The organism is Flammeovirgaceae bacterium (assembly GCA_015180985.1).
In the GTDB taxonomy this organism is placed as follows: Bacteria; Bacteroidota; Bacteroidia; order Cytophagales; family Cyclobacteriaceae; genus UBA2336.
On sequence record CP054185.1, the window covers coordinates 1,665,429 to 1,677,267 of the forward strand.

Annotated in this window: 10 protein-coding genes; 1 reads left to right on the plus strand and 9 read right to left on the minus strand. The window is 44.7% G+C overall.

Annotated features, from left to right (window positions below):
• Nucleotides 1–11: 11 nt before the first annotated feature.
• From HRU69_07835 to HRU69_07875, 9 genes are all read right to left on the minus strand, one after another.
• The gene (locus tag HRU69_07835; GenBank protein QOI97404.1) at nucleotides 12–938 is read right to left on the minus strand and encodes an aspartate carbamoyltransferase catalytic subunit; all 927 of its coding nucleotides are present in this window, start codon (nucleotides 936–938) and stop codon (nucleotides 12–14) included.
• A 2-nt stretch (nucleotides 939–940) separates the two neighbouring features.
• Nucleotides 941–1,480, minus strand: coding sequence for a bifunctional pyr operon transcriptional regulator/uracil phosphoribosyltransferase PyrR (gene pyrR, locus HRU69_07840; GenBank protein QOI97405.1), 540 nt, complete (start codon nucleotides 1,478–1,480; stop codon nucleotides 941–943).
• Nucleotides 1,481–1,514: 34 nt separating this feature from the next.
• On the minus strand, nucleotides 1,515–3,005 hold the full coding sequence (locus HRU69_07845; GenBank protein QOI97406.1) for a hypothetical protein: 1,491 nt from the start codon (nucleotides 3,003–3,005) through the stop codon (nucleotides 1,515–1,517).
• Nucleotides 2,980–4,572, minus strand: coding sequence for a hypothetical protein (locus HRU69_07850; GenBank protein ID QOI97407.1), 1,593 nt, complete (start codon nucleotides 4,570–4,572; stop codon nucleotides 2,980–2,982). The genes HRU69_07845 and HRU69_07850 overlap by 26 nt, the downstream gene beginning before the upstream one ends.
• Nucleotides 4,569–4,973, minus strand: coding sequence for an EVE domain-containing protein (locus HRU69_07855; GenBank protein ID QOI97408.1), 405 nt, complete (start codon nucleotides 4,971–4,973; stop codon nucleotides 4,569–4,571). The genes HRU69_07850 and HRU69_07855 overlap by 4 nt, the downstream gene beginning before the upstream one ends.
• A 74-nt stretch (nucleotides 4,974–5,047) precedes the next feature.
• Nucleotides 5,048–6,931, minus strand: coding sequence for an amidophosphoribosyltransferase (locus HRU69_07860; protein ID QOI97409.1), 1,884 nt, complete (start codon nucleotides 6,929–6,931; stop codon nucleotides 5,048–5,050).
• A 66-nt stretch (nucleotides 6,932–6,997) separates the two neighbouring features.
• Complete coding sequence (locus tag HRU69_07865; GenBank protein ID QOI97410.1) at nucleotides 6,998–9,112, minus strand: tetratricopeptide repeat-containing sensor histidine kinase; 2,115 nt, start codon at nucleotides 9,110–9,112, stop codon at nucleotides 6,998–7,000.
• A gap of 151 nt (nucleotides 9,113–9,263) precedes the next feature.
• The gene (murI, locus tag HRU69_07870) at nucleotides 9,264–10,076 is read right to left on the minus strand and encodes a glutamate racemase (GenBank protein ID QOI97411.1); all 813 of its coding nucleotides are present in this window, start codon (nucleotides 10,074–10,076) and stop codon (nucleotides 9,264–9,266) included.
• Between the two features lie 59 nt (nucleotides 10,077–10,135).
• Nucleotides 10,136–10,870: a hypothetical protein gene (locus tag HRU69_07875; protein ID QOI97412.1), complete on the minus strand. Its 735-nt coding sequence runs from the start codon at nucleotides 10,868–10,870 to the stop codon at nucleotides 10,136–10,138.
• Between the two features lie 148 nt (nucleotides 10,871–11,018).
• On the opposite strand from HRU69_07875, the gene HRU69_07880 reads away from it, so the two are divergent.
• Nucleotides 11,019–11,831, plus strand: a complete 813-nt coding sequence (locus tag HRU69_07880) for an SDR family oxidoreductase (protein ID QOI97413.1) — start codon at nucleotides 11,019–11,021, stop codon at nucleotides 11,829–11,831.
• The last annotated feature ends 8 nt before the right edge of the window (nucleotides 11,832–11,839 follow it).

Here is an 11,839-nt window from a genome sequence, read left to right on the forward strand (position 1 = left end):
ATATTAGGGCATTAAGAAGGAACACCGGCCAGCAGGTACAGTACGGCCATCCGGATAGCTACACCGTTTTCAACCTGGTCGAGAATAATAGAATGGGCCGAGTCAGCGGCATCGCTGCTTAATTCAATGCCGCGGTTAATGGGCCCCGGATGCATTATTACAATCGGTTTTTTGAGGGAGTCGAGTGTAGCTTTGGTGATGCCATAATACAGGGCGTATTCACGCAATGAAGGAAAGTACTTGATTTGCTGGCGTTCAAGTTGGATGCGCAATACGTTGGCCACATCGCACCATTGAAGGGCTTTTTTCACATTAAGTTCAACCTGTACGCCTAACTCCTTTACAAATTTTGGTAATAAGGTTGGCGGACCGCAGACCATTACTTCGGCACCGAGTTTTTGAAGCGCAAAAATGTTTGATAGCGCAACCCTTGAATGAAGAATATCTCCGATAATGGCAACTTTTTTTCCGCGCACTTCACCCAGTTTTTCGCGGACGGAGTAGGCATCCAGCAGTGCCTGGGTAGGGTGCTCGTGGGTACCATCGCCTGCATTGATAATGTTTGCCTTGATGTGACGTGCCAGAAAATGGGGTGCACCGGGGCTGGCATGCCGCATGACCACCATATCCACTTTCATGGCAAGGATGTTATTGACCGTATCCAAAAGAGTTTCGCCTTTTTTTACTGAGCTTGTGGAAGTAGAGAAGTTGACTACATCCGCTGATAAGCGTTTCTCAGCTAGTTCAAAAGACAGCCTTGTCCGGGTTGAATTTTCAAAAAAGATGTTGGCGATGGTTACATCGCGCAGTGAGGGGACTTTCTTAATGGGCCGGTTTAGTACATCCTTAAATGTGTCGGCTGTTTCAAAAATAAGTTGTATATCTTTTTCAGTAATGTCCTTGATTCCGAGCAGGTGCTTCTGACTGAGTTTTGACATGCTTAATCTTTGTTTATCAGCCATATTTTATTTTGATGGTGACCTTGTGCCACAAGTTCAACCAGCACTTTTTGTGAGTGCACCGTATTCACTGTTTTGCCCACATAATCCGGGGCGATGGGCAAGTCGCGGTTATAGCGTCTGTCAATCAATACGAGCAGCTCTACTTTTGCCGGGCGGCCAAAGGCAATTATCGCTTCGAGGGCTGCCCGCACGGTGCGACCGGTAAATAACACGTCATCTACCAAAATAACGTTCTTTCCTTCAATGATAAACGGAATGCGGATTTCGCTTGCCTTGGTTATTTCCCTACGCCTGAAATCATCGCGGTGAAAGGTAACGTCCAGGTAGCCGACAGGCACTTCGTTACCGGCAAGTTTCCTTAATTTTTCCTGTATCAGATCGGCCAGGTAAATGCCCCTTGGTTGGAGGCCGATAATGACCGAATTAGCGAAAGTACCGTGATTTTCAATGAGTTGTTGACAAAGGCGGCTTATGGTAATGTCCAGCAGATCGGAATCCAGGATGAGTTTTTTCTGCATAAGCCATGGCAAATATAAGGGATTAGTCTGACAGTTACCGGTATGTTACTTTGTTTATAAAGAATATCCGTTGCCGTGATCGGCTCATTGACCGGCTTGGCGGGCGCTCAACACCATAAGCCAGGAAGGTGCCGTCATACCAATAATCAAGCTTTCGGATGTCGGTATCTTCTTCTCCACTGTCTTCGGGCTGGTAATCAAGTTTAAGCGGGTTATAATTTTTCCCTTCCAGAATTTTACTGCCCTGCAATATTTTGGTACGAATACGGTTATCAAACAAATAAAGCAAGGCAATTTTATCGGATTGAGCATCCATTTTTACAAACTGCTCAAGGGTAAACGTTTTGACGTCATTAATCTCAAAACTGTTATCCCATTGCAATTTTCCCTGTTGGTTGAAACCGATAACGATGGCGTGCGTGTAGCGGTAACCATCAAATATATAAGGTATGGCCAGCGAAGTAGCCAGTCCGTAGTTGTAGCGGTCATCACGTTTGTACACGGGATAAAACGCTTCGCCAAGCAACAAATATTGATTATTTTGAAGTACTAACTCATGAACCAGGATACGGTACTGTAACCTTATTTTTTTTCCTTTGATTTTTCTTCTCTCAATTTTCTCTTTGATTCTTTTTTGTCTTTTTGCTTTCATGTAATTAAAAAAATTTTCCAGGTCGGTAAATGGGTAAAGATATTGGACCTGGTCGCCCTGATTATTTGTTGTTACAATAAACAATCCTTTCGAGTATTCTGAAGTCCGGTTTCCGTATGTGCCCGCTACAACCAGGTTATCGTTTCCAGTTTCAATAACTTTACCAAACAGCAGGCTGGAGTTTTCAGGAGGTTGAATTGACGTATTTTGTTTTAATGTGCCGTCCGGGTTGTATAGCTTAATCCAAATGGTTCGTTGTTTCATGAAATTTTTTGCACCAATCAGTATCTGAAAACTATCATCATCGCTTACCCGGATTTGAATTAATTCGCCTGTTTCGTTAACCAGGCCGGGTAGCACGTTGGTTCTGAGTGTAGTAAAACTGAAGTACAGCACTACGGGTACGTGGCCGATGTAATAGCCTCCGATCAGTGCACCTTTTGATGTTACTTCGAGGTGAGTAGGCACAAAGGGGATGTAGTTTTCAACCTGGTATTTTGTCAGCGCACCATCTTTTAGCTGAATGGAGTAGATATAAAAATTTAAAGTTGTGAATTCGCGATGATAAAAAAGCATGTATTGCCGGCCGTCAAGGGTACGCTGATGCGCCAGGATAAATTTCTTTTCGAGTTCAAGTTGGTTTTTCCATAGTTCATTAAATGCTGTGTCAAGGTGGATCAAATCGAGGAAATCGTTGCGTTTGGTGGAACTGTACCGGTAAATAAGTGCGCCATTGGTTTTGGCCGAGGCCACATGGTACTCGGCTTCTTTATCGGAAATGGGTATTTCATACCGTTTGCTTTGTTGAAGTTGGCCTGATACCGCGTACGCAATGATGAAAAATACACTACCGGATAGCAACCTTATTAACATAAAAAACTCGTTTCGCTCCTTCTTCCTTACTGGTCGTATTTCGTATAGTCTGAACTCCCCAAACATAAAAACCGGTATTGTACCAGTACCGTAAAGCGCCAGACTGATCACGCTCAGAGCGTAACTCATCCGTTTCAGATTTCATGCGGATGCGCTCCGTTAATTCGCTGACTTCACCGGTTTCAAGGTTTACTTTTTTTAAACGTAGATCAGACTCCTTTTTATAAATGAAATACAAATTGTTTGAAATCAGGCAAAAGTCGCTGACCTGCTCCAAGGCGGATAAGCGGATATTATCAAGTTCCAGCGTCTGGTCCCACGCTACTTCACCTTTTGGTGTGAATGATACAAGAATAGAGCGAGTGATTTTTATATCATCTGCAGGTCGCATGGTATTACTATCCGTGTAAAACGGATTGTACATACGGTTGTAATAAGAAGGATAGTTGCCAAAGTACGGGCCGTAGTAAGAGTAAGGGGTTGGGTAGGGTGCATAATACGGATAATTGTCCCGGAAGGGTGCGGTTGATGAAGAGGGTATAAACACTTCGGCTAACAACAGAAAACCTTTATCATATTCGGTAATCCTAACGGGCCGAATAAAATTTATAAAGTCAGGTATTTTACCGGCCTGCAAGGCAACTTTGGTTTTCTCAACAATGCGCTTCCTCTTCGCTTCCTTCAGGTATTGCAGGTAGTTAGTCATATCGGCAAAGGCTGTATAGGTGATGGGTTGCTCGGTAAAAGGGTCAACCGGAACACCGTAAAAACCAGCCGATTGTTTTGAATTGAGACCGCCCCATGTGCCCAGTAAAATCAAATCATCGCGGACCAGCGAACTGACAATGGCCGTTTGAAGTGAACGTTTACCTTCAATGGTAATAATATCATCAAGTAACTCTTTGCCCTGGCTGTCAAAAATCTTAAATAACAGTTTTCTGTTATCGCGTTGGCTTCGATCGATGAGAATAACACTGAAGGTGCTGTTTTTGTTTCCACGCAGTTCGACCAATTCCGTTTCCTTTTGGAAAAAACCGGGTACTACTTTCATATTCTGTTGATCTGTTAAATACAACAAAACTGCAGGCTCGTTGTTCACATATCCACCAAAAACGAAATTATTACCCACTTTGCTGAAGTGGGTAAGGTTTACCGCCAGTTCGGGTTTAATTTCAGTTTGTTTTATTTCGGCTGTTCGGATATTTATTTCAACCAGGTCCAGAATAGTTTTAATGCTTTCTCCTGATTTAAATAACAAATAGAAATTTGTTGAATCATATTCATATCCGATAAGAGTTTTGCGCTGATCTATCTCTACATCGAGATGCTGCCGCTCATTCAGTATGGTATCCAGCAAAATGAGTTCCCAGGTTCGGTTACCACCTTTGTAGTGCCTTGTTTCACGTACCAGGGCAAGGCCGTTTTCTTCCAGGGATATTACTGTAAAATCTTCATCACCAAATTTTTGTTCTTTTTCGTACCGATAAGGTTGGTGTACCTGTGCCGGAAGGTTATTTAAAAATGAGCAAGCCAGAAGCAGTGCAGTATAAGTAACTATAAATCTCATTTGGTTTCACTCATTTTCAGAACCTCATCATATTCTTCTGGTGAAACGGGTTGAACAGACAGGCGGGCAATGCGCACCAATGCCATGGCTGTTAACCGTTTGTTTGATTTAACTTCTGCCAGGGTTACCGGGCGCTTTAGTTTTTTTTGAGGGGCGAGTTCAACAGCGGCCCAGTTAGGATCATGAGGGTCAGGAAATGCTTCTCGGGTAACTTTGGCCAGGCCAATAATTGCTTTTTCATCGCCAGTATGGTAAATAAACACCAGGTCGCCTTTGGCCATTTTTTTCAGGTTGCTTCTTGCCCGGAAGTTGCGAACGCCATCCCATGTTGTTTTTTTATCGCTCACCAGGTCGTCCCACGAGAACGTTTCAGGTTCGGTTTTAACCAGCCAGTAATTCATAAAAAAGCTTTTGGCTAAGTTAACAAACTTAGATTAAGAGCAAACCGGGTGTATTGAAGGTAGTTTGTTAAATTTTAGTAAGCCCTCACCAGTTTGCCTTCCATAAAATTGGCGTAGGCGCGATTGGCAACTTTATGGCCACCGGGCGTAGGGTAGTTCCCGGTAAAATACCAGTCGCCCAGATGACGCGGACAAGCTTTGTGCAGATTGTCAACCGTTTGGAAGACCACCTCCAGTTCAGCTTTCATGTTGGCCGGTTTAATGATTTCAGCAATCTTATGGCTAACTCGTTCGTATTCAAATTGTGCGTACAGTTGTTTTACATGGTTTTCCGGATGCTCCTCACCAGCTGCGCGGATGCATTTTTCATAGACTTCACCCAGCAGGTACTCTTTACCGGATTCCTTCAGCAGGTCGATAATTGCCCGGAAAGCCACAAAGTCGCTCATTCTACTCATGTCAATTCCATAGCAGTCGGGGAAGCGTATTTGGGGTGCTGAAGAAACAACCACAATTTTTTTAGGTTCCAGCCGATCAAGCATTTTCAAAATGCTTTTCTCCAGCGTAGTTCCCCGTACAATGGAGTCGTCAATAACCACCAGTGTATCCTTGCCTTTGTTTACCACTTCGTATGTAGTATCGTATACATGGGCTACCAGGTCATCGCGGTGTTCGTCATCGGTAATGAAGGTGCGGAGTTTAACATCTTTTACTACAATCTTTTCGATTCGCGGCCTGAACGACAGCACATCGTCAATCGGATCAACAGAGGGTTTCCCCTCGATGATTACTTCTTTTTGTTTTTTAATCAGATAATCTTCAATACCCTCCATCATGCCGTAGAAGGCTGTTTCGGCCGTATTGGGTATATAGGAGAAAATGGTGTTTTTTAAATCGAAATTAATGGCCCGGAGTACTTGCGGAACCAGGAAGCGCCCCAGTTGTTTGCGCTCCTGGTAGATATCGGGGTCGTTGCCACGCGAGAAATAAATGCGTTCAAAACTGCATGATTTTTTCTCACCTTGCGGAAGCACCGGGTAAAGCCCGGGTTCTCCGCTTTTGTTAATAATTAGAGCGTGGCCGGGTGTAATTTCTTCTATCTGGTTGTAATTGATGTTGAAGGCTGTTTTGATGGCCGGCTTTTCTGAGGCTACCACCACCACCTCATCATCGGCATAAAAATAAGCCGGGCGAATGCCGTTGGGGTCGCGCATAACGAAAGCGGAGCCTGAGCCGGTTAACCCGGCCATGGTATAACCTCCGTCAAAATCTTTGCAGGCACGTTTAAGTACACGCTGCAGATCAATTTCATTCTCAATGATTTCCGAAATTTCCTGATTGGAATACTGGTCTTTGTATTTTTCAAACAGTGCCTGCACCTCTTCATCCAGAAAGTGGCCGATTTTTTCCATTACGGTTACGGTATCCACTTTCTCCTTCGGGTGTTGCCCAAGGTTAACCAGAATGTCGAATAGCTCGTCTACGTTGGTCATGTTAAAGTTGCCGGCCATAACCAGGTTGCGGCTGCGCCAGTTGTTTTGACGTAAAAACGGATGAACACTTTCGATACTATTTTGGCCGTGCGTTCCGTAGCGGAGATGGCCCAGCCACAACTCACCGGTAAAGGCTACATTCTCTTTAAGCCATTTCTCATCTCTGAATTTATCTTTCCCTTCTTTTTGGGCCTTTTTATACTTCTTGCTAATCTTTTTAAACAGGGCAGCAATGGGTTGTTGTTTCATGGAGCGATACCTGCTGATGTATCTGCGGCCGGCTTCAACGTCAATTTTAATGTTGGCAATACCGGCCCCGTCCTGCCCGCGGTTGTGTTGTTTTTCCATCAGGATGTACATTTTGTTCATCCCATAGGTCGGGCCATACTTTTCAATATAGTAGGAAAGCGGTTTTCGCAGGCGGATTAGGGCAATTCCGCATTCGTGTAATACCTGGTCGCTCATGAGGGGTAAATCAATTGCAAAGGTAACCTTATTCGGTAAACCCATCAAGGCGGGATAAGGTTCCGATTAGGCCTTAGGCAGGGAGAACCAGAAGGTACTGCCTTTGCCTTCTTCGCTTTCAACCCAGATGCGGCCGTTGTTTTTCTCAACAAATTCTTTGCAAAGAATTAATCCCAGGCCTGTACCTTTTTCATTGGCGGTACCCCGTGTGCTGTAGGGGTTTATTTTATCAAACAACATGTTGCGTACCTCGGCTGACATGCCCACTCCATTGTCGCGCACAAACATAATCCATTCATTATTTTTCTCTTCAGCTCCGATTACAATTTCTCCGCCATCGTTGGTGAATTTCAGCGCATTGGTCAGCAAGTTCCGGATAACCAGGTTAATTGTGTTGCTGTCGGCCAGGGCATAGGCTAATGGTGAAACGTTGTTTATTAGTTTAATATTTTTTTGATGTAATGAAGTGAGCAGGGCAATGTTCTCTTCGACCAGGGCATGTAAACTGATTTTAGCAGCCTGCAGGTTAAGTTTGTCCATCTGCAACAGGGTCCAGTCGAGCAGGTTGTTGAGCAGGGTGCGGGTATGGTTAAACCGTGTGCGCAGTTCCTTCAGCGCCATGGGCAATTCTTCCGGTTTAATGGCGCCCTTGTCCAATAAATCCAATAAGCCGGCCAGCGCATTTACCGGTGAGCGCAGATCATGAGAGATAATGGAGAAGAACTTATCCTTTACTTTGTTAAGTTGTTCCAGTTCCTGGCTTCGCTTTTCCATTTCTTCCTGGTGTTGCAGCAGCAGCGAGTTAATCCGTTTTCTGCGTTGGCCGCTGCGGTAAACGGTTACTAATAAAATGGCTGTGAGGGCTACAACCACTACCAGGATATTCCGGATGATTTCCTGTTTACGGATTTCAGAAGCACGAATTTGTTCAATACGCATCAGGGAGGCAATCTGGTCGTCTTTTTCCTCGGTTTCAAATCGCAATTGGTCGCGGAAAAACTTTTGCTGCATGCCCTGGCTGAAGATGCTATCCCTTAATTGCTGGTGTTGCCGGTTATGACGAAGGGCCTTTTCAAATTCCCCTCGTTTTTCATACAAAGCCGAGAGTTGATCATGGCATTTAATCTGGAGCAGGCGTGCGTTAATGGATTGTCCAATACCGAGTGCTTTGGTCATCAGGCGTTCCGCTTCTGTAAAATTTGCCTGACGGGCGAACACCATGCCCCGGCCAAGTTCTACATCGGCAATGCCAAACTGGTTACCGGTTGCCTGATGAATGTTCATGGCCGAATCGTAATAGGCCAGTGCGGCTTCATATTGTTGTTTATGAAGGTAAGCCAAAGCGATTTTTGAAAGTGTTTTCGGGAGTACTTCAACCACAATGTTGCCTGGTTCGGCTTGCAGCAATTTCTTGGCTTCCGCTGTTGCTTTTAACAGGTAGTAAACTGCCGAGTCATATTGGTGGTTGCGGAGTTTAACATCGCCAACCTCATCCAGAAAATAGGCGTAGCCGGCTTTATCGTTTAATAACTGGCTCATTTTATAGGAGATCCGGAGATGTCCCAAGGCCGTTTCATACTGACCCATTTCTTTAAATACCCTGCCCAGGTTGTGCAGGGCTATGTTCATGTAAAGCGAATCGCTGCCGTTCATGTTGCCATGCTGCAGGATGCGGTAGGAGCGTGTCAGGTAAAAGTAGGCTTCATCATATACGCCCATTTCGTGGTAGTAATTACCAATGTTGCTGTAAGCCAGGCCAATGCTGGTCGTATCCGTCATTGCAATAGCTATCTGAAGGGCTTCGGTTTCGTACTTTATAGCGGTGCTGAAATCGCCACTCAGGTTGTTGATTAAAGCATAATTTTGAAGTGATTTGTAACGGAATTGAGGGGCCTCAACTTTCTCAGCAAACTTAATCGCTTCCAGTGCATACGTACTGGCTTTATTAAAGTTGCTTAATGCATAAAGCTGGGAAAGTTCTACCAATGTTTTTATGCGTACCGTGTCGTGCAAAGTATCCTTCAGGCTGTTCTCCAGACTATCGGCAGTTGATGCCCGTTGGGCATATCCGGTTAGGCCTGGTACCAGCAAGAGGAATAAAACCGTAATGTGTATAAAAGGCTTCATAAAGAGGCCATTAATCTCTATATTCCTTACCACATAACCAATATTATCCGACATAGTTTACGGTAAACCTACACCATGACAGACCAGCCATAATGATAATTTGGCTAGGCATCATGCCTTAACTAAATCATGTGCTTTCAAGTTGAGGAAAAGCATTTGTTTAAATAATTGAATTTAACTAAAAACAATACATGGCTTTTATTTTTTAATGCCATAAGGGGTTTTCCTGCAGGTGTACCTGCTGCCCAAAAAACAGGCGGGTGGAGGCCTCAAATGACGTGGTGTAGTCGGACACCAGAAATTGGTCGGCTCCGTGTACCCGGCTGTTGAGCAGGTCTGCAGAAAAAAGGTATTCCTTCACGGCCAGGGCAACCACTTCCGAGGAATCCAGAATAATAACCGAACGGCCCCGGTAGTACGCAGCAATTTCGTTGCGGATGAGGGGATAATGTGTGCAGGCCAGAATAAGGGCATTGATTTCGCTTAATTCAGGTGCTGATAAGTATTGACCGATTATTTCGTGACTAATCTGGTTGTTAAAAAAACCCTCTTCAATCATGGGGGCCAGCAGCGGGGTAGCCAGTTGATGCAGGGTAATGCCCCGGTTGGCTTCATCAATTTTTCGCAGATACACTCCCGATTGCACGGTGCGCTTGGTGCCGATTAGCCCCACATTGGAATTTTTAAAGTTAGAGGCAACCCATTGAACCATCGGATCAATAACGTTGATGATCTTAACCCCCCGAACATATTCCTTCAGCAACTCATAAGCGGCCGAACTGGCCGAATTGCAGGCAATCACAATCAGCTTGCAATCTTTTTTGAGTAGTACATCGGCAATGCGAACTGAGTACGCCTGGATGGCTGCTTCGGATTTGTCACCATACGGAAGGTGGGCCGTGTCGCCAAAGTAGATCAACTGTTCGTTGGGAAGCAATTCCTTTATGGCATGTGCAACAGTAAGGCCTCCGATACCGCTGTCGAAAATACCAATGGGGTTGTTGGCAGAAACAGGCATAAAAAAACTTCGGCAAGTTTAATACAATCCTGCCGAAGTTGATTAATGATTTATAAACCTCAGGCGTTAGTTGAAAGCTTGGCCAGCACCTGTTCGCGCGCTTCGCGGTGGCCGCAATAGCTGCATTTGAAATGTTTGATAAACAATCCGGTTTCGTCCTGTGTGGGTGCTTTTTCCAACTCTTCGCGTTCAATCTTCAGGGTGAAATAGCCGCACTCCGGGCACTCTTCCGAATGCTGATACGCCATGTATTTTTCAATTTTTTTATAACCCGTCTTGTCATCAATCCACACATCGTAATCCACCGAATGAAATTGTTCTTCGTGAATCTGACTATCTTCGAGGTGGGCATCTTCTTCCACTTCACTCAACTTGCGCATGATGTTTCCCTCGGGCGATTTGCGCGGCTTGTTTCGAATCTTACGCAAGCGCTTCTCTACCGAACGCGGATAGTAAATACGGATAATGCTGTAGAAAATGAAATAGCTAATAATGGCAAAACTTACCGTAATGAACAGGCGTACATAAAACCACGTCATCCCCTTTTCATGGATCATTTCGGTAAATAAGGTGTTGAAGAAAAGAAAGCCTGCGGCTATAAAGGCAATTACTGCAAACCAGAAGTACCGTATTTCATGTAAGTTTACGTAGTCGTATTTTTCCTTAAGGTCTTTAATTATAAAGATGCGGAACTCGTGGTAAAGCAGAATCAAAAAGCCAATTCCGATAAAGGCTACTGTTCCTTGCAACATGTAGGCGTTCCAGGCATTCAAAAAATCGTAAGGTACTTCCATAAGCGAGGGTTGTTTAGGTTTCTATGTTACTCCCCAAATTAAGAAAGAATTTGAAAGGTTAGCATGCCGGTTGCCTGATTTTGCCCGGATAACCTTAAATTTTGCCCGAACCACAGATTTCCAATACTTTTAGCAAAAATTAACCCCTATGGCTCATTCTCTTCTGAAAGGTAAGCGTGGTATTATTTTCGGTGCCCTCGATGAAAACTCCATTGCCTGGAAAACGGCCCTGGCTGTAAAGGCGGAGGGGGGTATTTTTACCCTTACCAACGCTCCCATCGCCATGCGCATGGGTAAGATTAATGAGTTGGCTAAAGCCTGCGATGCGGAGGTTATCCCGGCCGATGCTACCTCGGAGGCCGACCTGCAAAACCTGTTTACCAAGTCGCTGGAAGTACTGGGGGGTAAACTCGACTTTGTACTGCATTCCATTGGCATGAGTCCGAATGTTCGGAAGGATCGGGCCTATGGCGATTTGAATTACGAATGGTTTTTAAAGACACTTGATATCTCTGGATTATCCTTTCATAAGGTGATGCAAACGGCCGAGAAAACCGATGCGATGAACGAATGGGGTTCCATTGTAGCACTCTCATACATAGCTGCTCAACGGACATTTCCTGATTATTCGGATATGGCCCAGGCCAAGGCTGTTCTGGAATCTATCGCACGAAGCTACGGCTACCGGTTTGGTAAACTGAAAAAGGTGCGGGTAAATACCATTTCCCAGTCGCCAACCAAAACTACGGCCGGTGCCGGCATTTCGGGCTTTGATGTATTTTTTGATTATGCTCAAATGATGTCACCGCTGGGTAATGCTTCGGCCGAAGATTGTGCTAACTTTATTGTGGCACTCTTCTCCGACTATACGCGCATGGTAACCATGCAAAACCTGATGCACGATGGGGGCTTCTCATCAACCGGAATTACTGAAGATTTGATTGCGCGATTGACAAAATAATTCATTCC